Consider the following 22,554-nt stretch of genomic DNA (forward strand, 5'->3'; position numbering starts at 1 on the left):
TACTTTAATATATCAGCAAGGGCTTTATAACATTAGATCAACGACTTAGTGCCAGGGATATGCAATGATCACGTTTAAAAATTTCACATACCAGTACCCTAAAGCTTCCGAGCCGACGCTGCACGACATTTCCCTCGATATTCAAAAAGGGGAGTTCATCCTTATAACCGGCCGTAGCGGGGCAGGAAAGACGACCCTGAGCAGGGCCATGTTCGGCGCGCTGCACCACGACATCGGCGGCGAGTTCCAGGGCACTCTTACGTTGAAGGACGAGGACATATCCCAGTATAGCATCGGCACGATCGGCGCCTTTATGGGCGTGGTCTTCGACGACCCGGACTCGCAGCTCTTCATGCCCCAGGTCGAGGACGAGATCAAGTTCAGCCTGCAGGCCCGCAACATGCCCTCGGGCCAGGCGGATGTCGAAAAAGCGCTAAAGCGCGTGGGGATCGCCCATCTCTTAAAGCGTTCCACCCATGAGCTATCGGGCGGAGAGAAGCAAAAGCTCGCCATCGCAGCAGCCCTGGCAGTAAACCCGGAAGTATTCTTATTCGACGAGCCCACGTCCCAGCTCGACCCCCGGAGCACGCTCGAAATATACACTATCCTCAAGGAGCTAAAGGCCGAGGGCAAGACGATCATTCTCATCGAGCAGAAGATCGAGGACATCATCGACATCGTGGACCGCATCGCGGTCATCGACCATGGCCGCCTCATCGCCTGCGGCACGCCCCGGGAGGCGCTGCTAAGCCGTGCGCTCTTCAACGTCATGCCATACCCGTGCGTATCTCGCCTCGCTATGGAATTCGGCTCGGAAAAGATGCTTTTAAGCGTGGACGAGGGGCGGCAGTTCCTGGAGGCACGCGGCATACGCCTTAAGCCCGGCTCCGGCAATGGCAGGAGCATCGATGGCGGCGCGCAGCCAGTACTACAGGTGAACGGCCTGAGGTTCGGCTACAATGGTAACGACGTGCTCAAGGGGATATCATTCACCGTGATGCCGGGCGAAGTAGTGGCCATCCTGGGCCGCAACGGTTCCGGCAAGACCACCACGCTCAAGAACATCATCGGGCTCCTCAAGCCCCGAGAGCACGGGATGGTCCTGCTCAACGGCCGGGACGTCAAGGACATGAAGGTCGAGGAGGCGGCCCATTATGCCGGATTCCTGTTCCAGAACCCCGACACGATGCTCTTTGCTGAGACGGTCATGGAGGAAGTCATATTTAGCCCGGCCAACCTCGGCTTCGCCGACGCTCCCGAGCGTGCGGTAAAGGCGCTAGAAGAGGTGGGGCTGCTCGATAAAAAGGACGAGTATCCACGTTATCTTGGCAACGGTGAAAAGCTCAGGCTCTGCGTGGCATCCATCCTTGCCATGGGCCCCCGGCTTATCATCCTGGACGAGCCCACCACGGGCCTGGACGACAATGAATGCGACCGGCTCATGGAGGTCGTGCTAAAACTAAAAGCCGACGGGGTCGCCGTCATCATGGTCTCCCACGACATGAACCTGGTGGCACGGTATGCGAACAAGGTCATCGTCATAGCGGGCGGCCAAATATTCCGGCAGGGCAGCCCGGCCGAAGTGCTAAAGGACGCTGCGGCCATGGGCGAGGCATCTTTGAAGTCGCCGCCCATCGTAGAACTGTCCGGAGAGCGCGGCCGTGTCTGCCTCACCGTCGAGGAGTTCATGGGGGCCGTCATATGAGCGAAATATTCCAGTTCGTCGACAGGGACACTTTCGTTCACCACCTGAACCCTCTGACCAAGATCATCTTCGGCGTCGCGATCATCATCGCCGGAATCCTGTGCGGCGACCCGCTGACACTGCTGGTACTGCTTGCCCTGCCGATCGCCGGGCTGCTCATCGGCGGAATGGCCCGCGAGATCGTGCAACAGGTCAGGATGCTGACAGTAGTATTCGCCTTTCTGGTCGTGCTTTCGGTATTGACGGTCCGGAGCGGCGCCGAATACGTGCTCGGCGGCATGACGCTGTTCACGTATGACGGCCTGGTGCTGGGCATCATCATATCGCTCAGGCTGGCGGCCATGTTCTTCGCGTTCATGCTCCTCGTGAACTCGACCCGGCCTTCGGACCTGGTCAACACGCTGGTCAGCCGGCTTCATTTCCCCATGGACTACGCCCTCATGCTCATGATCACGCTGCGCTTTATCCCGACGCTCCAGATCGAGGCACGCAAGATAAGAGAAGCCCAGGCAGTAAGAGGATTTAACGCATCCGGCGTCAAGAACATCTCGAAGAGCATCGGCCCCACGATCACGCCCCTGCTCTCGAACTCCATCGGCCGGGCGGGCAGCCTGGGGCACATCATCGAGCTCAGGGGCTACCACTCGGGCTCAAAGATCAAGTTCACGGAGATACCACTGCACGCCGTGGACTTCTTATCCATCGGGCTCATGGTCGTCGGGGTCATGGGATATGCCGTATACGCATTAAAGCTCTTATAAGTCATTTTTTATGGTTATTTGCGGGATATCATAATTAATATAATTGCCATAATAAAATATTTATATTGTGGACTTATGTCGCCCGTCGATATCGGCACGAACGACCGCAAATACGCGAGATGGACCCGGGAGTCGCTGGAGGGCGAGCTGGAATCCCTGCACCGGCAGCTTAAAAAACAGCAGGAAGACCTGAAGCGGTGCAGCGGCATCGAGCACTCGCTGAGGGAAAGCGAGGAAAAATATCGTTTCTTAGTTGAAAACTCCGGAGACGTCATCTGGAAGATCGACGTGCAGGGCAGGTGGATGTTCGTCAGCAGCAACGTCGAAAAGGTTACCGGGTACCGGCCGGACGAGATCGTCGGCAAGTCTATCTGGGATTTTGTGGCGCCCGAGTACCATGATGTCATCCGAAATATGCTCCGAAAGCGTAGCCTGGGGGAAAATATTGCGCCGTACGAAGTGGACATCATCGCAAAAGACGGCCATCATATGCCATTTGAAGTGTTGACGACGCCGATAAGGGACAATACGGGCAGGATCGTGGGGATCCAGGGTATATCGCGGGATATCTCGTACCGTAAGCAGGCTGAAGAGCGGCTGATAAAGTACTATAATGAGCTGGAGACACGGGTGGAAAAGCGGACCGCCGAGCTCGATAAGGCCTTGAGCACGCTGAGGGCGATCCTCGAGACTGTGCCCATCGGCATCATCGTTGCCGATCACGATACGGAAATGATCACTTATTCGTCAAAAGGAGTATCGGACATATATGGGTCCAGCGCTTCAGGCAGGCTTTGCGATGCACAAAACTGGCCCTATAAACTTTTGCGGCCCGACGGCTCCAGCCTGCCGCCGGACGAGCTGCCTCTTGTCCGTTCGCTGAGGCTCGGAGAGCGGGTCAGGAACATGGAAATACTGGTCCGCAGGGCGGACGGCAGCGAGGTAAGCATCCTGGCCAGCAGCGCCCCGGTACTGGACCCTGGTGGCCAAATAATGGCCGCCGTGGCAAGCATAAGCGACGTGAGCTGCCTGAAGCGCGTGGAAGCTGAGCTCCGGGACGAGAAAGAGCAGGCCGAGCTCTACCTCGACCTGATGGGCCATGACATTAATAACATGAACCACATCGCAATGGGCTACCTGGAAATGGTGATCGACGAGATAAGACATTCAGGTAAGCTGGATAGTGGCAAACTTAACCTGTTGCTGAAGCCTCTGGAGATGATGAATAACAGCTCCCTGCTGATCGACAATGTTCGAAAGATCCAGCGTATCCGGGAAAACGAGCTGAAGCATGAGACCATTGACCTTTACCCGATGCTGTCCGAGATACGGTCCGAGTACTCGCAGATACCGAACCGGGACATTCATATTTGCCTGTCCGGGATCAGTCCGGCCCCCGTCATAGCTAATCCACTTCTCAAGGACGTTTTTACGAACCTCGTCGGAAATGCTATCAAACACTCGACAGGCCCCCTGAGGATCGATATCCGGATAGGCGAAACAATGCAAAATGGAAAGAAGTATTACCAGGTCGCCATTGAAGACAATGGGCCAGGGATATCCCCGCAGGATAAAAAAATACTGCTCTCCAGAAAGAAGCTGGGCGCCAAAGGGCTGGGCCTGTACCTGGTCAGGACGTTCGTGAAAAAGTTTAACGGGCGCTTCTGGCTGGAAGACCGGGTGCCGGGCGATCATACGCAGGGAGCCCGGTTCGTGGTCATGCTTCCGGCATCCTCAGAAGCCGCGCGTTAATGGCGACGATGACCGTGCTGGCGCTCATGAGCAGTGCGCCGACCGCCGGTGACAGGAGGATGCCATATGCGTACAGGGCTCCCGCCGCCAGCGGGATGGCAAAGGCGTTATAACCCGTCGCCCAGAGCAGGTTCTCGACCATCTTGGTATACGTTCTCCTCGAAAGAACGATAATGTCCACGACTTCCCGGGGGTCGTTACCGACCAGTACGATGTCGGCGCTTTCGATGGCGACGTCGGTGCCTGCGCCGATGGCGATGCCCACATCGGCCTGTACCAGGGCCGGGGCATCGTTGATGCCATCGCCCACCATCGCGACGCGGTACTTTTCCTGGACCTCCTTTATCTTATTCACCTTTTCGTGCGGGAGCACTTCGGCGAAATATTCGTCCAGCCCGAGCTCATCGGCTACGTGTTTCGCCACGGACCTATTATCGCCCGTGAGCATCATGCACTTGATGCCCATCTGCTTTAGCCTGGCTACGGCTTCCCGGGATTCTTTCCGTATCACGTCGGCCAGGGCTATGGCACCCATGGGCTTTTCGTCTTCGAGCAGGTACACGACCGTTTTCCCTTGTTCCCTGATGTCGCCCATTTTCTCATTGCTCGCTTCTATGTTCTTTTCCTTAAGGTATCCGGGGCTGACCACCATGTATGTCTTACCATCGATCGTTCCTTCTACGCCTTTTCCGGGGATTGCCCGAAACCCAGCAGCTGGCTTAAGTATAATACCTATTTCCTTCGCGCTTTTCACAATGCCGGCCGCTATCAGGTGCTCCGAGCCGGACTCGAGCGATGCCGCCATGCCGAGTATGCCGTTTTCATCCATGGGGCCTAGTGGGACGATGTCTGTGACGCCGAACCTACCCTCTGTAAGCGTGCCGGTCTTATCGAACACCACGGCCTGCAGGCTCCGGGCGTTCTCGAACGCGCTCCTGTCCCGAATGAGCAGGCCGGACTTTGCCGCCAGCGCTGTCGAAACTGCCACGACCAGCGGCACGGCCAGGCCTAGGGCGTGGGGGCAGGTAATTACCATGACCGTCGCCATACGCTCGATGGCGAAGGCCAGTGTCTGGCCGAAGAGAAGCCACGCGATGAGCGTGATGCCGCCCGCGGCCAGCGCGATGATGACCAGCACAAGCGCCGCCCTGTCGGCCAGATCCTGGGTGCGGGACTTGCTCTCCTGGGCCTGTCGCACGAGCTCGACGACCTGGCTCAGGTACGTGTCCCTGCCCGTCTTTTCGACCCGGACGGTCACGGAGCCTTCGCCGTTGATGGAGCCCCCGATCACCTTATCGCCCGGCCTCTTCGCCACCGGCCGAGATTCGCCGGTCAGCATCGCCTGGTTGACGCTCGTCTCGCCGTCGATGACGATGCCGTCGACGGGCACCTTCTCCCCGGGCTTGACCAGCACTTTATCCCCCGGCTTCAGCTCCTCGACCTTCACGTCCATGACGTGGCCGTCGTGCACCATGTGGGCTTCCGAGGGCATGATCTTCACGAGCTCTTCCAGGGCCCTCGATGCGCCCATGACCGACCGCATCTCCAGCCAGTGGCCGAGCAGCATGATGTCGATCAGCGTCGCCAGCTCCCAGAAGAAGACCATGCCGGGAAGGCCGAACACGACCGCGGCGCTGTAGAAGTAAGCTACACTTATGGCGACGGCGATCAGGGTCATCATGCCGGGCCTGCGCTCTTTTAGCTCATCGACGATGCCCTTAAGGAACGGGTAGCCACCATAAAAGTAAACGATAGTCGAGAGCAGGAAGACGAGAAAATCGGCGCCCGGGAAAGTAAAGCTGACGCCGAAGAAGCCCTGTACCGTGGAAGATAACAGGATGATGGGGACGGTCAGGACGAGGCAGACGAAGAACCTCTTTTTATAGTCCTCGATCATCTGCATGTGGCCCGCATGGGCGGGCCCGGGAGCATGCCCTTTATGCTCCATTTTATGCCCTGCCATGTCTCTTTCCTTCATGCCGTGCTCCATGTCCATGATTTATTATTCATTGGCAGCATAAATAAAATAATATGCGCTTTCCCGACGATATCGAGGATCTCGTTCTGGCGTTCGTCGAGCCTAGGCAGAAGTGGGAGCTGCGCTGGATGACCCGTGAGCGCTCGCGGTAAGGAGATATTACAGATATTATCCCCGTGTAAAAGAAGCGGGCGATGACCATCTAATTCACCCGGCGCTTAAGATATGTGAAACACTCCGAAATATTTTATTGTTGCCTTAGATATGTCACAAATGGGCGACATAAATGCAGAAAAACATAATGCGATTTGCATCCTTACTGATCGTTACTTTTATAATGGCAACACTAGCAGGCCCGGTATCCGTAGCACAGGACGATAGGGGATACTGGGCTCCCGTGGAACAGGCCATGGGAAAGAAAGGTGAAGTCAGCCCGGACGGCGTCGTTACATTCGTGATCCCCCGCGATCTTAGCGTAACGCTCGACGGCATACGCCTTGCCCCAGGCTCCGATATGTCGCACGAATTCTCTTTTATGAGGACGAGCGAGGGGACAATGATGGTCGGGGAGATCATGCTCAAAGAGGACGAAGTGGCGGGCGTGACGCAAAAACTCCTGGCAGCCGGGATCACTGAGACGGCGCTGCATAATCATCTGCTACGGGAAAGGCCCCATATCATGTGGCTGCACGTCCACGCGAATGGCGATCCCGTACCGGTGGCAAAAGCATTGAATAATATCATCACGCCGCTGGATGGCGGTCCCGCCACTGTCAGCCAGCATGTGCCGCTCTCTCAGCTCGATACGGCCCGGCTGGACGCGATCATAGGCCTCCAGGGTAAGGCCGAGGACGGCGTATATGCGTATAGCGTACCGAGGGCGGATAAGATAAACATGGGCGGCGTTGAGCTGCCCCCCGACATGGACATATCGACAAGGATCTCGTTCCAGCCCACAGGCCAGGGAAAAGCTGCGGTCATCGGCGAATTCGTCCTGGAAAAGAGCGAGGTGAGCCCTGTACTTGCGAGGCTGGCAGATAATGGCGTCGAGGTAACGGCGCTGCACAGCCACATGATTAACGAGCAGCCCCGGCTGTTCTATATGCATTGCTGGGCCGTCGGGGACCCGGCCGTTATAGCGGGCGCAATGCGCAAGGCTCTCGATAAGACCAATAGTTCAGTATAGGCGGATCAGCCGGCATTATATGGCCTTAAGCTATTCGTATTATCCAGCGCCTGCCGTAGCGCTTTTGCCAGGGCGGCCTCATCGCCCGTAGCCCAGAAGTGCATCATGAACAGGCGCGGTTCCTCGGTCAGCATGTGCGTATGCAGGGCGGTGACCACGATGCCGTTCTCGCTCAATGTTTTCATCACGGTCTTCACTTCATCAGGCCTCAGGATAAAGTCCCCTGTTATGGCTGCTTTCCCACCCCCCAGGGGCTGAAACTTTATGGTCGTTGACACGTCCATTGTCGAGGGTATTTCCATCCCGTCCATGGTGATCCGTTCAGCTCTGGGCACTTCATAGACATAGACGCCGTTTTCGGCACGGCCCCTGTAGCCCATTGCCTCATCGAGCCGCTTTAGCTGGCCGGATGATCCCGGGGCAGGCATAACTTCCTCGTGAGTGACATTAACCTGTTCGAGCGCCGCACGCACGCTTGCTGCCATAACGGCCGCATTCCCTCTCCCGCTGATATGCATATCGTAGACCTGGGGGGATTCGCCGACCAGCGTATTATGGATCGCCGTTATATCGATGCCCTCTTCAACGAACCTTCGCTGCACAGGCCCCAGATCCCCGGCCGGCACCACGATATCGCCCATCATCATGGCCTCGTCTCCCATGCGCACGAACGATACCCAGGAGTCAGCGGCCATGGCCGGCCGCAAGAGCACGTCTCCGACCTTTACATCCGGCACGCCCGGCGGCAGCTCGGTCTTATAGACGCCTCCGGCCAGCATCGTCCCTTTAATACCCACAGCCTCGTCTACCTTATTCCAGTACGAGGCATCGCTTTCAGCAGCTCCAGGGCTGCATTCGATTGCTGCCAGGAGAATGATAGCCAGCACGCCGGCCAGGATAAGAATAGCCTCACGTCCCATATTGTCCTCGATACTCAATGCTTCCGGAACGTGATGGTCATAATCCACATTTTGGCCATAAATAAAGGCATATTTTATTAAAAAATCGACATATCGTTTTGATTTAAAATGCCAATGCCAGATGATGGAGTATAAATGCAGGTTTTAAAACAGGATAAGTACCAGAGCCGCATCTGCGCCGGATCGTGTAAAGCCTGCGCCGACGAGTGCAGAAAGATGATGAGATAAAATTTCAAAGGGGGTTATGTATGATGGTGAAAAGATACATAGCAATTTCGATATTGCTGGGATTGATGTTAGCAATACTGACGCCGGGGATTGTGGCCGCTCAGACATCGCCTGGATACAAGGGCCAGTATTGCCCGTGCCCGGGTGGAAAATGCCCGTGCGTCTCTGCCGCACCTGGCGGCCAATGCCCGTGTCCTTCGGGAATGCCTGGCGGTAAGTGCCCGTGCCCGACAGGCATGGCCGCACGTTGAGATCATTACTTCTTTTTTCGAGTATGGTAAGGATTAAAGGATTTAAACGATAAGTGCTATAAAAGAAAAGATATTAATATTCTACGGCCTCCGTGCACTCGTTTCGATAGAAAAGGCATGATAATGATCGATGTTCAATCCATACTCAAGCAGCTCACGATAGAGGAAAAAGCCGCCCTCTGTATAGGTAGTGGCCCCTGGACGACCTTTAATATCGGCCGTCCGGAAGTTCCCGCGATCACCCTTGCCGACGGCCCGCACGGCCTCAGGAGGAGCAGGGATATCGATGCGAGCTTTTGTCAGAGCCTGCCCGCCACCTGCTTCCCCACGGCTTCATGCCTGGCTTCGACGTGGGACCGAAACCTCCTGTATACCATGGGCAAGGCACTTGCCGAAGAGGCCATTGCCCAGGATGTAGATCTTCTGCTCGGGCCTGGCGTGAACATGAAGCGCTCCCCGCTCGGCGGCCGTAACTTCGAGTACTTCTCGGAAGACCCATACCTGGCCGGTGAAATGGCGATCGGCATGGCCAACGGTATTCAGGAAAAGGGCGTGGGCGCGACCATAAAACACTTTGCGGCCAATAGCCAGGAGTTCAAGCGATATTTGCTAAATTCAGAGATCGACGAGCGCACATTACGTGAGATCTATTTACCCGCCTTCGAGATGGCGATAAAAAAAGCGAAGCCATGGGCGGTCATGAGCGCCTACAACAAGGTCAATGGGGTCGCATGCGCTGAAAATACCGAATTGCTTTCTATCCTGAGAGACGAATGGGGATTTGACGGTCTGGTCATGTCGGACTGGGCCGCGGTCCATAACCTGGTAAAGGCGATCGGCGCGGGATTGGACCTGGAAATGCACGGCCCCCAGCTGGTGGATATGCACGCCCTCGTCGATGCGGTCCGTTCGGGAGCCCTGGACGAAAAAGTCCTGGACCGTTCCGTATCCCGTATTCTTTCCACGATCCATAAAGCGTCAAAAACACCTAAAGGCGGATCATTCGATATCGAGAGCCATCACGACCTCGCGGGCAGGATCGCCGGCGAAGGCATGGTACTGCTAAAGAACAACGGCGTATTGCCATTAAAAGATCACGGCAGGATCGCTGTCATCGGGTTATCCGCTATACACCCTTATTTCCAGGGCGGAGGGGCTTCACGCGTTAACCCGACAAAAGTCGCGATACCACTGGATGAGCTACGGCGGCAGGCTCCCGGCACTCGGTTCATGTATGCTGATGGCTATACGAACGATGGGGAGTTCCGGCAAGACATGATCGACGAGGCCACAGGAATAGCTCAATCCGCCGAAGCGGCCATCCTTTTTATCGCCCTACCTCCTTTAACCGAATCCGAAGGTTACGACCGTGCGGATATCGACCTGCCACGCCAGCAGGTCGCCCTGATCAGATCGGTCACGGCCGTTCAGCCGAACACGGTCATCGTATTAAATAACGGGGCACCGGTCGCGATGGGCGAATGGATCGGGGACACGGCGGCCGTGCTCGAAGCCTGGATGATGGGACAGGCAGGCGGTAAAGCCATTGCGGACATACTCTATGGACACGTCAACCCCTCTGGAAAACTGGCAGAAACTTTTCCATTGAAATTATCCGACACGCCGGCGTATCTCAACTGGCCGAGCAAGGCCAACATCGATACCAGCACCGTACGTTATGGCGAGGGGCTTTTCATCGGCTATCGCTATTATGATGCCACGGATACGCCCGTGCTATTCCCCTTCGGCCACGGGTTGAGCTATACAACTTTTTCCTATAGTAACCCACGGACGACGGCAAGCCGGTTTAAAGACGCCGATGGGACCACTGTAACGGTAGATGTGACGAATACGGGTAAAGTCGCAGGAAAGGAGATAGTCCAGGTCTATGTCCATGACCAGAAATCCTCCCTGATCCGCCCGCCGAAAGAATTAAAAGGATTCGTGAAAGTGGAGCTCCACCCGGGCGAAACAAAGACCGTATCCATCCCGCTCGATTACCGTAGCTTTGCCTACTATCATCCCTCGTATAAACGGTGGGTGACGGAGGACGGCGATTTTGATATCCTTATCGGGGCATCCTCCGCCGATATCCGCCAGCATATCACCGTGCATCTGCAATCCGGCTCGAAATTGCGCAATCACTTAAATCACAATTCGACCGTACGCGAATGGCTCGAAGACTCCCGGGCCAGGGTCATCCTCGAGCCGATAATCCTGGGGATCATCGGGCGGATGTGCACCATGGCGGGAAGCGCAGATAGCAAGAATGGAGCCATGAATATGACGGGCGATATAATGGATGCGCCGCTCTTCGTCGTATTCAATTATTTCGAACGATCGATACCGATGCTGCCGGAAAAAATGATGCACTATTTGATCGGCAAGGTCAATGAATAAGCCAGCTTGAAAAAAGCCGTTCGATGGGCGGTAAAAATAATTTACTCCGTACGCCAAGTAAAACGTGGGAGCATTTTGAAGACCATCGGCATCGTGACCAGCGGCGGGGACGCGCCGGGCATGAACGCGGCCATACGGGCGGTCACCCGCATCGCCGCCTACAACGGCATGAGCGTCATAGGCTTTGAGCGGGGCTGGGAAGGGCTGATCTCCGGCCTCGTAAGGCCGTTAAACGCGAGGTCAGTAAGCGGCATCATCAACATGGGCGGCACGATACTGCATACGACTCGCTGCCCCCATATCCAGACATCCGAAGGCCGGGCAAAGGCGGCAGCATGTCTTGCGAAGCACAAGGTCGACGGGCTCGTGGTCATAGGCGGCGACGGCTCCTTCCGGGCGGCAAGAGCGCTGGGCGAAAAGATCGATACGCTCATGGTCGGCGTTCCGGCCACGATCGATAATGACGTCTACGGGACCGACGAGACCATCGGCTTTGATACCGCCGTCGACACGGCGATCGGCATGGTCGATAAGATACGGGATACCGCCATCTCTCACGAAAGGATGTTCATCGTCGAGGTCATGGGCAGAAAGCGGGGTTTCCTGGCGTCCATGGTAGGCCTCACAGTGGGAGCGGAGATCATACTGGTGCCGGAAGTGCCCTTCAAAGAGCAGCGCCTGTTCGATATCATCCGGGCGAACGAGTCCATGGGTAAAAGATCGGCCATTATCATAGCGGCCGAGGGCATCGGGGACACGCGGAAGCTGGCCCTGGACATCGAGGAGAATACGGGGCTCGAGACGCGGCTTAGCGTCCTGGGCTATGCCCAGCGGGGAGGCAGCCCCACGGCAAGGAGCCGCTATCTGGCCAGCGAGTTCGGCAGCAAGGCCGTTGAGCTGTTATCGGATGATAAAGGAGGCCTCATCACCACCCTCAGGGAGGGCAGAGTGATGAGCTTCAGCCTCGAGGAGTCCGTCCGGACCGAGAAGCCGCTGGACCCCGCCATACTCAAGCTCGCTGAGATACTGGCCACATAGGGCTTAACGGGCTATATAAAGCGCTCAGTCATGAAATTCTTGATGGGCAGTCTCGAAAAAGCTATTTACCATTAAAACGTTTATTAGTTTCGTTAATTAAAACGGCCTATTAGAAAAAACGATGGGAGGAGGCCGAACAGTTATTTGTGCCATAATGGCTCAAATAAACTCATAGAAGGTATATTTATGACCGCAAGAGTTGGAATCGTTAAGTTAGGAAACCTTGGAACCTCAAGGTACATAGACCTCATTCTCGATGAGAGGGCAGACAGAGACATATACGTCAGGACCGTTGGCACCGGCGCAAAGCTGGGCGAGGCCGAGGCGGACGAGGCAGTCGCAAAGATCCTGGAGTTCAAGCCCCAGTTATGCATCGTCATCAGCCCGAACGGCGCATTACCCGGCCCGACCAAGGCCAGGGAAGCCATCAAGGCCGCCGGCGTACCGACCATCGCTATCTCGGACGTCCCCATGATGAAGGTCAAGGACGACCTCAAGGCGAAGGGCCTGGGCTACTTCATCGTCAAGTGCGACTCGATGATCGGCGCCCGCAGGCAGTTCCTGGACCCCACCGAAATGGTGCTGTTCAACGCCGACATGACCAAGGTGCTCGCCGAGACCGGCGTAGTCAGGCTCATCCAGACCGAGCTCGACAAGTGCATCGACATGATCAACGCCGGCCAGCCCGTAACCGTACCGCAGATCGTCATTGACGCCGCCAAGGCAGTCCCGATGGCCGGCTACACGAACCCGTACGCCCAGGCAAAGGCGTTCGCCGCGTTCGCCGCCGCCGAGAAAGTCGGCGACCTCGACCTGCTCGGCTGCTTCATGCAGAAGGAAATGGAACAGTACATCATCACCGTCGCCAGCGCTCACGAGCTGCTCCGGACCGCCGCACTGCTGTGCGACCAGGCCAGGGAGCTCGAGAAGGGCGGTAACTCGATCAAGAGGACCCCCCACGCAGCAGACGGCAAGGTCCTGTCCAAGACCACGCTGGTCTCCAAGCCTGAGTAAAGTTGATCCATGCGTGAGTGATCCTCACGCACTCTCTTTTTATTTTTAATTAGTGTTTTCAGTAATCCCGTGTTTACGTTTTGATCGCTCGATTAATAGCTTAACGATAAATATTTACTTACTAATTATTATATTATTAAGCACATGAGGAGCATGATCATGGCCAGTAAGACCAGTAAAAATAACCCAAGAAAGAAAGCCGGTGATGACGGGGTAATTAAGCTGCCCGCGATGACGAAGAAAGAAACGGACGCGCTATTAAAAAGCTGCCAGGTCTGTCGTATGGCGCTCAACGACCGCGTATGTCCGTACCTTATTTGCCTGGACTACGTCTATACAGGGGGAAAAATGTACTTCCATTTCGCCGACTACGGGCGAAAGATGGACCTGATACGGAAGGACCCCCATGTAAGCGTTGAGCTGGACTCATATAATAAGAGCGTGACAGAATACCAGAACGCCACGTTCATGGGCAGGCTGTCGCCGGTGACGGATGCGTCGGAGAAGAAGCGCGCATCGGCTGCCCTTGTAAAAGCCATCCGGCCACGGACCGGGGCGAAGAAGGTCGCGGCGAGGCATGGCTACGATAAGCTCGACGAGAGCCTGTTCGCGTCGGGCGATTCGATGCTCATGCGCCTGGACGTCGAAGAGTACGTCGCCCTCAAGTCGCCGGGCAGTTAGATCTTAAAATAAGCAAATCCTTTTTTATTATCCCGGTCATATTCCAGTATACTCTATGCCCCAGCGAATATCGGACGTCAAGATACGCAGCATCCTGCAGTCGCCATACCTCGCATATCCTGCAGGCATACTGGCGCTCATTCTGTTATATACGTGTATTTTCATGCTGATGCCCGGGGAGTTCAACGCCCATGACAATGATATACTGACCGCCATCTACTGGGTCGTGGTCACCATGACGACGACCGGCTTCGGGGACATCTACCCCATAACCACGCTGGGGAAAATATTCACGATGCTCGTCATCCTCTCGGGCATCGCGATATTCTTCGCTGTCATTCTTCCGATCGTGGTCACGCCGGCCATCGACAAATGGTTCAAGTCGCCCAAAGGTAAGCCGCCGGAGCGCCTGAAAGGGCACGTAGTGGTCTGCGGCTACAACGCCCTCGTGGACTCGCTTATACGTGAGCTTGCCGATACGGGGCGGCAGTTCGTGGTCGTCGACGAGTCAGCGGAAAGTGTCCGTGCCTTACAGCTACGGGGCTACTATGCTTTGCGGGGGGATACGACGGACGAGGCCGTTCTTAAGGCAGCGCACGTCGAGACCGCGTCCATGCTCATCGCCAACGAGGGCGAGCAGAAGGACGCCGCAGTAGTGCTGACCGCTTCACAGCTCTCGGATTGTAAGATCATCGCGCTCGTGGAGCGGCTAGAGCTGGCAGCGTTCTTAAAGCTGGCAGGCGCCGACATCGTGATATCCCCCAAGCAGATACTGGGCATCAATATGGGTATGACGGCCATCTCGTCCATTAATTTTGAAGTAACGAACGTCGTCGACCTCGGCGAGGACATGAAAATATGCAAGCTTCCCGTATACCCGGATAATCCCATGATCGGTAAGAAGCTGAAGGACCTGGGGATACGCGATAAAACGGGCGCCACCATTGTCGGGGCTTTTAAGGATGGCCGGTTCATCGTCGACCCGCCGGATGACATGGAAGTAGACGAGTCCACGGTGCTCATGGCCGTCGGCAATGACCGCCAGCTCCACAATATGAGCTCTCTGGGGCACATAGAAGGCATGCCGTGTGGCAGTAAGCGCATCATCGCCGGCTTCGGGGACGTTGGCAAGGAGGTCGCCCGCCAGTTCGATAAGAAGGGCATCTCCTATACCATCATCGACCTCAAGCCATACGAGGGCAAGGACCAGGTCATCGGCGACTCCACGGACCAGGAGACGCTTAAAAAGGCGGGCATCGAGCAAGCGTCCACGCTCGTCGTGACGCTGAACGACGATAACAAGAATATGCTGACCTCCCTGCTGGCCAGGGGACTGAACCCTCACGTAAGCATTATCTCCAGGGCCAATATGGACCGTAACGTCGGTAAGATATATCGTGCGGGCGCCGATATCGTGACCTCGCTTTCGACCACCGGCGGAAGGACGCTGGCGACGGTCGTTGAAAAAGGCGTCCTCGAGGATGCCATCATGCTCTCGGAGAACGTCCTCCTGTATAAGTTCAACGTGAAGGGCTCGGCCGTTGAAGGCAAGGCGATACAGGATACGGCCATGAGGACGCGGACGGGCTGCTCTATCGTGGGCGTCATCGATGACGGCAAATTTACGCCTAACCCGGGGCTATCTTTCGTATTACGTCCCGACTCGATCATACTGGCTGTCGGCACCTTAAAACAGCTAGAGGCCTGCATGGCAGCTTATGGCATCACGAGGGTCGTTGAATAAGGGCGTATGAATAAACCTTTTATATATCGGGGTCTTTTAAGCTTTCAAATAACCGGGTGAGCATCGATATGGCAATGGATAAGAACAGCGGCGTCGTCAGCCTGCTCGATATGGTGGAGACGGGTATTTACCTCCTGGTCGCGCTTTTCCTCGGCATCATGGCTCTCATGACGTTCTTCATCGTGGCGCTCGACCTGTCGCAGTTCGTATCGGGCGCGAGCCTGGATATCATAGACATGGCGTTGAACAGCCTTCTTGTCACGCTCATCATCGCCGCCCTGATCCAGACCGTGATCGTGTATATCAAGGTCCGCACGCTTGACCTGCGGCTCATACTGAGCGTGGGTCTGACGGCCATGATCCGGCGCGTGCTGGTCTTCGGTGTCGAGAAGACCATCACCTGGGAGCAGATGGCAGTCACGGCGCTGCTCATCCTCGTCATCATCCTCGGCATCTGGCTGGTCGGGGATAAAAAAGCCCAGGCATAAAACCTTTAATATTTATCCGGGCCTTATTGTCATTACATGGCAACTTCCGCCCCAACGGGCTACGACAGCTTTATCGCCGGCTTCCTCGATAAGGTCGAATCGGCCGTATATCTCTTAGTCTCCATATTCCTGGTCATAATGGCCATCATGACGCTCTTCATCGTCGGCAAGGACCTGGCCCGCTTCTTATTCGAGCCGTTCAGCCTGGAGACGCTCGTGCTCGCGCTCAACGACCTGCTCGTGACGCTTATCATCGCCGAGCTGATCCAGACCGTGGTCGTGTATTTCAAAAGCCATCAGCTCGAGCTGAAGCTTATCCTGGCGGCGGGCCTGACGGCCATGATCCGGCGCGTGCTGGTCTTCGGCGTGGAGCCGAACATCACCTGGGAAGAGATGGCCATCACGGCGCTTCTGATCCTCATCATCACGGTCGCCATATATCTGGTGGGTGAGAAAAAGGTCAAGTTCGAGCGGGAGTGAGCCTCTGAAAGTCGCCTTCAAGCTGGCGTATGTCGGCACGGATTTTTCGGGCTCCCAGTCGCAGCCTGGCCGCCGTACTGTGGAGGGTGAGCTTCGCAAGGGCCTCGTCGAAAAGGGCATTATCGGTGAGAAGACTAAAGTCGAATTTTCGGGCCGCACCGACGCTGGCGTCCATGCGCTGGGCCAGGTCATAGCTTTCGTGCCCAAGAACGATAAGCTAACGGAGCCCCGGATCATAAACTCTGTCCTGCCTGCTGATATGTGGGTATACGCTAAAGCGGTAGTGCCCGATGATTTCGACCCTCGACGCCACGCCGTCAGCCGCACTTACCGGTACCTACTCTATGCCCCTGATGTTATCGAGCGCCGCATCGTCACCTACTCGCAGCTCTTCCCCGGCACGCACGACTTTACGAACTTTTCCAGCGTCGAGCCCAACAAGAACCCTGTGCGTACGGTTAAGAGCATCTCGGTCACGAAGCGAGGCGATATGTACGTTATCGACATCGAGGCCGACTCATTCTTGTGGAACATGGTGCGCAAGATCGTGACCGGCCTCAGGCTCGTGGGCTCTAACAAACGGCCGGCGCAGTGGATCGAGCAGATGCTGAAGCCGGACGAGTACCGGGAAGGCATCCCTCCCGCCCTCGCTGCCGGGCTCTATCTCATGAAGGTCGAGTATCCGGGAGTCGAATTTCTCGAAGAAGAATATTCAAAGGGTCGGGCATATCAGCGCATGCTGCATTCCTTTGAGTGGCAGTATACGATGGCTGAAGTATACGGGGAATTTAAGGATGCGATGAAGTAGCGGATGGAAATTGCATAACTATTTATAACATGTACCCGTTATCGACGTCGCAGACCAATTTCTGCATGAGTATTTAAAATGAGTTACAGTGGATTCAATGACCGGAGAAACTCCGGCCCAAGAGAGATGCACAAGGCCGTTTGCGCCGACTGCAAGAAAGAATGTGAAGTACCCTTCCAGCCCACCGAGGGCCGCCCGGTATATTGCCAGGACTGCCTTCCCAAGCACAGGAAGCCCAGGTTCTAAAACTTTTTACTAAGTTTTAAAAGTTCACAAAACGTGATTTTTCAAATAATACAAAGGGGTAACTCTTTGTATATCATATTTTATTTTAGCGCTTTTAATCCTTTTCATTCAGCTCTTCAGCTTTAGGCGGCGTCACCAAAACTTTATCGACCCGCATCCCGTCCATGTCGACCACTTCATACGTGTAGCCTTCCATGGTGAACTTGTTCCCGGCGGCCGGTATGCGATGCAGGTGGGCCATCACGAAGCCGCCCAGCGTCTGGAATGTGCCAGTATCCTCGTCGGGCAGGCTCTTGATGTCCAGGATATTTTTAAACTCGTCTACCGGCATCATCCCGTCCACCAGCCAGGAGCCATCGTCCCTCTGCGTGGCCCGGGGACTGTCAATTGTCGGTACGTCGCCGACCACAGACTCCATGATATCGTGGATGGTCACCAGGCCCTGAAGGCCGCCATACTCATCGATGATCACGGCCATATGCTTGCCGGACTTCTTAAAAAGCTCCAGCGCCTTCAGCGCCGGCATGCTCTCCGGCATGAACAGCGGCTCCTTCATTGTCGCCTTCAGGTCGAGCTTATTCTGCTCCAGGTACCGGGCCAGCAGGTCCTTCACGTAAACGATGCCGAGCACGTTATCGAGCTCGCTGTCGCAGACCGGGTAGCTCGAGTGGCCGCTTTCCGCGATCTTTTTAACGATATCGTTGACCGTATCGTCCAGGTAGAGCACGGTCAGGTCGGTCCTCGGCACCATCATGGAGCTGACCCGCCTGTCGCTCAGGCGAAAGATGCTGTCGACCATGTCGCTCTCGGCTTCCTCGAAGACGCCGGCCTTGGCGCCCTGGTCGATGAGGACCTTGATCTCCTCCTCGGTCACGGGCGGCTCGGTCGATGGTTTTACGCTTAATGCCCAGAGGATCAGGTCCGTCGACAGGCTCAGCAGGCGCACGACGGGCATGGCAAGCTTCGATAGAAGCCGCATCGGGGACGCGATGAGCCGGGCAATACGCTCCGCATAATTCAGGCCTATCCGCTTGGGGACGAGCTCGCCTATTACGATCGTCAGATAAGTGATAGGTAAGACGACGATGAGGATGCTGATGACGTCGCTATAAGGGGCAAGAGCGGGGTAACTCGCTATATAGGGGGTTATCTCTTTGGCGATAGTCGCGCCGCCGAATGCCCCCGCAAGTATACCCACTAGCGTTATGCCCACCTGTATCGTCGACAGGAAGTCGCCGGGCGAGTTGGCCAGCTCGAGCGCCGACTTCGCGCTCGCGTCGCCCTCTTCGGCATACTGCTGAAGCCGTGCCTTGCGGCCGGAGATAATGGCGATCTCGGCCATTGCGAAGAGCCCGTTAAACAAGATCAATAATAAGATGATCAGGATCTCGATCCAAATGTTAGACATTGACTGTACTACCTTGAGGGAATTCACTCGTGCGATGAACTATACTCATACGTTGATACATATCTTATAAATCTTTTGTAATATAAGTTTAAAGTAGTTCCCGGGGTCTGGCTGTTAGCCTGGCAGGCAATCGCTTTGAAAATTTTTATATTTTTGATTCTTCCGCGGTTTTGGGATGAATGTTTTTTTTATTCTTTTCTAGTTATGCCGTCGTTGAGTGGTCCAACCACAGGGGCACGGAGCGCACGGGAGTTACACAGAGTTTTCTTATAAAGGGAGACTCAGAGAGCTCAGAGGCCGGTTTATTAGTTAGCCTGGGACACAGAGTTTATTGAGGCTCGGTTGACCAATAAACAATAATGCGGTTTATCCTCGGCAGTGCCTCTTTCAACTCCGTGCCCCGGGAATGTTATAAACCCGTACTCCGTGGCCTCTGGGCCTCCATTTATAAGAAAACTCCGTGAAACTCAGCGCTCTCCGTGCCCCTGTGGTTGGACCACTCAACGACGGCATAACATAAAAACGAGCGAAGGCATCCGCCAAAGCAATATATCATCCCAAAAACGCACAAGAACCATATTTTAATGTTTAACTATAATGTGAGATATGCCTTGCTCCCGGGCCTTTGAGAATCATGGCTTAAAGGCCTTTGCCAGCATTTTTTCCAGGCCTTTCGTGTTTGACGGAGAGGTCATGTCCATGGTCAGGGGCGTAACGGATATCATGCCTTTCTTCATGATGGTATGCAGGTCAGTTCCCTCTGCCGCGTCCTCGACGATCGTCCCGTCTATCCAGTAATACGAGCGTCCTCTTGGGTCTTTCCGGCGGTGTACCCTGGTGTCGTACATCTTTCGTGCGAGTTTCGTAACGACTACGGGCGTTTTCGGCCCGGCATGCGCCGGCACGTTGACGTTCAACACGTCCACCCCTGCCGGTAGTTTCCCCTCAAGCACGCACTGCGCAAGCTTACCGACGACGTTGATGGCTGCGCTGTAGTCCCTTTTAAAGTTCGTATCGACGAACTTGTCGCCCTCGTCCTCAACACGCATTGATACCGCAATTGCCGGGACTCCCTGCCCTGCCGCCTCGAGGGCGGCGCCGATGGTGCCCGAAGTCGTCGCGGCCTCGGTGCTCAGGTTCTCGCCGATGTTGAAGCCAGAAATGGCGAGGTCGGGCTTTTTCTTCATGGCCACGAACATGCCGATAATGACCGCGTCCGTGGGCGTGCCACTCACAGTGTATGCGGTCGTGCCGTTGATCTTTAGCCTTGTCAGCCTCAATGGGTTAAAAAGTGTCATGGAACGCCCGACCGCGCTCTGCTGGGTCGCCGGGGCCACGATGGTGACTTCACCCAGGCCCTTTACGGACTCATAGGCGGCCAGCAGGCCTGACGAGCTGATGCCGTCGTCGTTCGTGATGAGAATGCGGTGCGTCATCCAGCACAATATAGTAGCCCGAAGCAATATAATCTTTTATCCGCGCCCACTGGAAATCTTTGCATGCATTAGTTGAGTGATTATATTAGTTGCGCTTACCTGTTTATCGTCTTACATTGTACTGCCCTGTTTTTTAAGGCACTGAGCGTACAGAGGCACTATTTTCACCACAATGGCACGGAGCACGCTGAGTTTCACAAAGACTTTTTTAAATGTAAGTCACTAAGGCCGCAGAGATGGCTTTTTGGGTTATTAGGGCACGAAGGGGACAATGACACGATGGCAAAAAGTGTTCGCATGTTCATTTCATTGTGCCATTGTATCCTTTGTGCCCTATCGCCAATGAACCGGGCTTTGTGGCCTCTGTCCCTCACATTTAAAAAAAGTCTTAGTGAGCCTTTGTGAACTCCGTGCCATTGTGGTGAGAATAGTGCCTCCGTCAGCTTAGTGACTTAAAAGCGGGGTTATAAATGGCCCTTCGTTTTACATATGTTGTAATCGGAGTCCTACAAAAAGTCATTGCTTAGCGGGCACATCGCACGCCGCAGGCACATTCACTTCCTGGTTCTTGCTCCAGCCGACGATGAGCGAAGTAATGACGCCGACGACGCATAATGCAGCGGCCATATACATCACGACGCTAATGGAGCTCGCGAGCGCTTCCTTTCCCTGCAGGCTCGCCGAAACCACCCCGGTGAACCCGGCCGCCTCAAGGAGAATGTACAACAGTATGCTCGCCAGGGACACGCCGATGGAGTTCCCGAAGTTCCTCACGGTGGCCAGCACGCTTGAGGCAGTACTGCTCTTCTGCGGAGGCAGCGCGGACATGATCTCCGTATTATTGGGGCTGGTGAACAGGCCGGTGCCTAAGCCGAATAAGCCCAGGCATATCAGCAACAATACGGGGCTGGATAAGTTCACCACGTAGCCCAGGAGGAACAGAGCGAGGGCCATGACCAGCATGCCGAACGAGCTATGATATGTAGACTGTAGCTTATCGTACGTGTAGCCGCTCAGGGGCGCGACGATCCCGGTAAGCAGGGGCACGGCAAGGAGCATCGTGCCGACCTGCTGAGGCGAATAGCCCCACACATACTGGAGCAGGAAGGGTATGCAGAGTATGAACATCGAGAATGCCGTAAAATTGATGAGCGTGCTCAGGCTCGCGAAGGTGAATTTCCGGACCTTGAAAAGGCGCAGATCAATGATGGGGTTCCTATGGCCCAGCTCGGTGGAGACGAACCATGCGAGCGATACTAAAAATATGCCGGCGTATATGAGCATCGCCGTGTCGGGCTCGACGCTGTCCGCAAGGTCGCCCAGCATGAGCATGAGCGAGACCATGGTCAGCATCAGCGCCACCGCTCCCGTCCAGTCCATTCCAGTGATGCGGCAGCTCTTCTCCGTCAGCTTCAGGTATTTCGAGGCGGCGGCCAGGAGCACGATGCCTACGGGCACGTTGATGAAAAATATGTACTGCCAGCCCACGGTGCCCGTGATGAAGCCTCCGAGGATGGGCCCGGCGATGCTGCCGATGGCCACGATGGTGCCGATCATCCCCAGCGTACGGCCCCGCTCCTTCCGGGGGAACGCCTGCACGAGAATGGCAGTATTGATCGAGAAGACGATAGACGCCCCCAGGCCCTGGACGATCCTGAACAGGATAAGCTGGTTCAGGTCAGTCGACAGGCCGCAGGCCAGGGAACTTATGGTGAAGATGCCGATGCCGGCAAAGAACAGCCGCACTTTGCCCGTGTATTCGGACAGCCGGCCGAAGATGAGCAGTAGCGCCGTGTTAACGACGAGATACGCCGTCACCACCCACTGGGACTGCGATAGCTCGACGCCGAACGCCTGCGTGATGGTCGGCAGCGCGACGTTGACCACGTTGGTGTCCAGCACACCCATGAAGACGCCTGAGAGGACGATGGCCAGTATGATGTACCTGTTCTTATACTCGGGTAATTCCTGGACTGCTGCGGCCTGTTTTTCCGCCATTTGCATATCACCGGTGAGAATTAAAGATTAGA

The 22,554-nt window shown here is 55.6% G+C and carries 20 protein-coding genes; 15 read left to right on the forward strand and 5 right to left on the reverse strand.

The window, feature by feature from the left end; all coding sequences use genetic code 11:
- Positions 1-64 precede the first annotated feature (64 nt).
- From MCP_RS06600 to MCP_RS06610, 3 genes are all read left to right on the forward strand, one after another.
- Complete coding sequence (locus tag MCP_RS06600; RefSeq protein ID WP_012900056.1) at positions 65-1,705, forward strand: ABC transporter ATP-binding protein; 1,641 nt, start codon at positions 65-67, stop codon at positions 1,703-1,705.
- Positions 1,702-2,466, forward strand: a complete 765-nt coding sequence (locus tag MCP_RS06605) for an energy-coupling factor transporter transmembrane component T family protein (protein WP_012900057.1) — start codon at positions 1,702-1,704, stop codon at positions 2,464-2,466. Before MCP_RS06600 ends, MCP_RS06605 begins: the two co-directional genes overlap by 4 nt.
- Before the next feature lie 75 nt (positions 2,467-2,541).
- On the forward strand, positions 2,542-4,218 hold the full coding sequence (locus tag MCP_RS06610) for a PAS domain-containing protein (protein ID WP_012900058.1): 1,677 nt from the start codon (positions 2,542-2,544) through the stop codon (positions 4,216-4,218).
- On the opposite strand, the gene MCP_RS06615 is transcribed toward MCP_RS06610, so the two are convergent.
- Positions 4,184-6,214, reverse strand: coding sequence for a heavy metal translocating P-type ATPase (locus tag MCP_RS06615; protein WP_012900059.1), 2,031 nt, complete (start codon positions 6,212-6,214; stop codon positions 4,184-4,186). The two genes, MCP_RS06610 and MCP_RS06615, sit on opposite strands and share 35 nt — an antisense overlap.
- A 319-nt stretch (positions 6,215-6,533) precedes the next feature.
- Between MCP_RS06615 and MCP_RS06620 the strand changes: the two genes are divergently transcribed.
- Positions 6,534-7,382: a DUF1259 domain-containing protein gene (locus tag MCP_RS06620; protein ID WP_158301457.1), complete on the forward strand. Its 849-nt coding sequence runs from the start codon at positions 6,534-6,536 to the stop codon at positions 7,380-7,382.
- A gap of 5 nt (positions 7,383-7,387) precedes the next feature.
- Here MCP_RS06620 and MCP_RS06625 read toward each other — a convergent pair whose 3' ends face one another.
- Complete coding sequence (locus tag MCP_RS06625; RefSeq protein ID WP_012900061.1) at positions 7,388-8,350, reverse strand: DUF1259 domain-containing protein; 963 nt, start codon at positions 8,348-8,350, stop codon at positions 7,388-7,390.
- Between the two features lie 87 nt (positions 8,351-8,437).
- On the opposite strand from MCP_RS06625, the gene MCP_RS16045 reads away from it, so the two are divergent.
- From MCP_RS16045 to MCP_RS06670, 11 genes are all read left to right on the forward strand, one after another.
- The gene (locus MCP_RS16045) at positions 8,438-8,530 is read left to right on the forward strand and encodes a four-helix bundle copper-binding protein (protein ID WP_231845187.1); all 93 of its coding nucleotides are present in this window, start codon (positions 8,438-8,440) and stop codon (positions 8,528-8,530) included.
- Positions 8,531-8,550: 20 nt separating this feature from the next.
- Positions 8,551-8,781 carry a hypothetical protein gene (locus MCP_RS15365; RefSeq protein WP_128859976.1) on the forward strand — a complete coding sequence of 77 codons (231 nt, stop codon included), beginning with the start codon at positions 8,551-8,553 and terminating at the stop codon, positions 8,779-8,781.
- Positions 8,782-8,904: 123 nt separating this feature from the next.
- The gene (locus MCP_RS06630) at positions 8,905-11,181 is read left to right on the forward strand and encodes a beta-glucosidase (protein WP_128859977.1); all 2,277 of its coding nucleotides are present in this window, start codon (positions 8,905-8,907) and stop codon (positions 11,179-11,181) included.
- A 75-nt stretch (positions 11,182-11,256) separates the two neighbouring features.
- Positions 11,257-12,219: an ATP-dependent 6-phosphofructokinase gene (locus tag MCP_RS06635; RefSeq protein ID WP_012900063.1), complete on the forward strand. Its 963-nt coding sequence runs from the start codon at positions 11,257-11,259 to the stop codon at positions 12,217-12,219.
- A 186-nt stretch (positions 12,220-12,405) separates the two neighbouring features.
- Positions 12,406-13,233: a F420-dependent methylenetetrahydromethanopterin dehydrogenase gene (locus tag MCP_RS06640; RefSeq protein ID WP_012900064.1), complete on the forward strand. Its 828-nt coding sequence runs from the start codon at positions 12,406-12,408 to the stop codon at positions 13,231-13,233.
- A gap of 144 nt (positions 13,234-13,377) precedes the next feature.
- Positions 13,378-13,914 carry a pyridoxamine 5'-phosphate oxidase family protein gene (locus tag MCP_RS06645; protein WP_012900065.1) on the forward strand — a complete coding sequence of 179 codons (537 nt, stop codon included), beginning with the start codon at positions 13,378-13,380 and terminating at the stop codon, positions 13,912-13,914.
- 55 nt (positions 13,915-13,969) lie between these two features.
- Positions 13,970-15,658 carry a potassium channel family protein gene (locus tag MCP_RS06650; RefSeq protein ID WP_012900066.1) on the forward strand — a complete coding sequence of 563 codons (1,689 nt, stop codon included), beginning with the start codon at positions 13,970-13,972 and terminating at the stop codon, positions 15,656-15,658.
- Between the two features lie 68 nt (positions 15,659-15,726).
- Positions 15,727-16,146: a phosphate-starvation-inducible PsiE family protein gene (locus MCP_RS06655; RefSeq protein WP_128567268.1), complete on the forward strand. Its 420-nt coding sequence runs from the start codon at positions 15,727-15,729 to the stop codon at positions 16,144-16,146.
- 36 nt (positions 16,147-16,182) lie between these two features.
- Entirely contained in the window at positions 16,183-16,626 is a 444-nt protein-coding gene (locus MCP_RS06660; RefSeq protein WP_012900068.1) for a phosphate-starvation-inducible PsiE family protein, read from the forward strand.
- Positions 16,627-16,630: 4 nt separating this feature from the next.
- Complete coding sequence (gene truA / locus MCP_RS06665) at positions 16,631-17,434, forward strand: tRNA pseudouridine(38-40) synthase TruA (RefSeq protein WP_128860169.1); 804 nt, start codon at positions 16,631-16,633, stop codon at positions 17,432-17,434.
- 78 nt (positions 17,435-17,512) lie between these two features.
- Positions 17,513-17,680, forward strand: a complete 168-nt coding sequence (locus tag MCP_RS06670) for a CxxC-x17-CxxC domain-containing protein (RefSeq protein WP_012900070.1) — start codon at positions 17,513-17,515, stop codon at positions 17,678-17,680.
- Between the two features lie 94 nt (positions 17,681-17,774).
- On the opposite strand, the gene MCP_RS06675 is transcribed toward MCP_RS06670, so the two are convergent.
- The 3 genes from MCP_RS06675 to MCP_RS06685 form a co-directional block, all read right to left on the reverse strand.
- Positions 17,775-19,088 carry a hemolysin family protein gene (locus MCP_RS06675; RefSeq protein WP_012900071.1) on the reverse strand — a complete coding sequence of 438 codons (1,314 nt, stop codon included), beginning with the start codon at positions 19,086-19,088 and terminating at the stop codon, positions 17,775-17,777.
- Between the two features lie 632 nt (positions 19,089-19,720).
- Positions 19,721-20,524, reverse strand: a complete 804-nt coding sequence (gene surE, locus MCP_RS06680) for a 5'/3'-nucleotidase SurE (RefSeq protein ID WP_012900072.1) — start codon at positions 20,522-20,524, stop codon at positions 19,721-19,723.
- A 516-nt stretch (positions 20,525-21,040) separates the two neighbouring features.
- Positions 21,041-22,522 carry an MFS transporter gene (locus MCP_RS06685; RefSeq protein ID WP_012900073.1) on the reverse strand — a complete coding sequence of 494 codons (1,482 nt, stop codon included), beginning with the start codon at positions 22,520-22,522 and terminating at the stop codon, positions 21,041-21,043.
- Between the last annotated feature and the right edge of the window lie 32 nt (positions 22,523-22,554).

This window comes from Methanocella paludicola SANAE, from assembly GCF_000011005.1.
Lineage (GTDB): Archaea > Halobacteriota > Methanocellia > Methanocellales > Methanocellaceae > Methanocella > Methanocella paludicola.

Bases quoted from the DNA above. Each gene is read 5' to 3' on its own strand.
- MCP_RS06600 (WP_012900056.1), top strand. From the start codon at position 65: ATGATCACGTTTAAAAATTTCACATACCAGTACCCTAAAGCTTCCGAG.
- MCP_RS06605 (WP_012900057.1), top strand. From the start codon at position 1,702: ATGAGCGAAATATTCCAGTTCGTCGACAGGGACACTTTCGTTCACCAC.
- MCP_RS06610 (WP_012900058.1), top strand. From the start codon at position 2,542: ATGTCGCCCGTCGATATCGGCACGAACGACCGCAAATACGCGAGATGG.
- MCP_RS06615 (WP_012900059.1), bottom strand. From the start codon at position 6,214: ATGGACATGGAGCACGGCATGAAGGAAAGAGACATGGCAGGGCATAAA.
- MCP_RS06620 (WP_158301457.1), top strand. From the start codon at position 6,534: ATGGCAACACTAGCAGGCCCGGTATCCGTAGCACAGGACGATAGGGGA.
- MCP_RS16045 (WP_231845187.1), top strand. From the start codon at position 8,438: ATGCAGGTTTTAAAACAGGATAAGTACCAGAGCCGCATCTGCGCCGGA.
- MCP_RS15365 (WP_128859976.1), top strand. From the start codon at position 8,551: ATGATGGTGAAAAGATACATAGCAATTTCGATATTGCTGGGATTGATG.
- MCP_RS06630 (WP_128859977.1), top strand. From the start codon at position 8,905: ATGATCGATGTTCAATCCATACTCAAGCAGCTCACGATAGAGGAAAAA.
- MCP_RS06640 (WP_012900064.1), top strand. From the start codon at position 12,406: ATGACCGCAAGAGTTGGAATCGTTAAGTTAGGAAACCTTGGAACCTCA.
- MCP_RS06645 (WP_012900065.1), top strand. From the start codon at position 13,378: ATGAGGAGCATGATCATGGCCAGTAAGACCAGTAAAAATAACCCAAGA.
- MCP_RS06650 (WP_012900066.1), top strand. From the start codon at position 13,970: ATGCCCCAGCGAATATCGGACGTCAAGATACGCAGCATCCTGCAGTCG.
- MCP_RS06655 (WP_128567268.1), top strand. From the start codon at position 15,727: ATGGCAATGGATAAGAACAGCGGCGTCGTCAGCCTGCTCGATATGGTG.
- MCP_RS06660 (WP_012900068.1), top strand. From the start codon at position 16,183: ATGGCAACTTCCGCCCCAACGGGCTACGACAGCTTTATCGCCGGCTTC.
- MCP_RS06670 (WP_012900070.1), top strand. From the start codon at position 17,513: ATGAGTTACAGTGGATTCAATGACCGGAGAAACTCCGGCCCAAGAGAG.
- MCP_RS06675 (WP_012900071.1), bottom strand. From the start codon at position 19,088: ATGTCTAACATTTGGATCGAGATCCTGATCATCTTATTATTGATCTTG.
- surE (WP_012900072.1), bottom strand. From the start codon at position 20,524: ATGACGCACCGCATTCTCATCACGAACGACGACGGCATCAGCTCGTCA.
- MCP_RS06685 (WP_012900073.1), bottom strand. From the start codon at position 22,522: ATGGCGGAAAAACAGGCCGCAGCAGTCCAGGAATTACCCGAGTATAAG.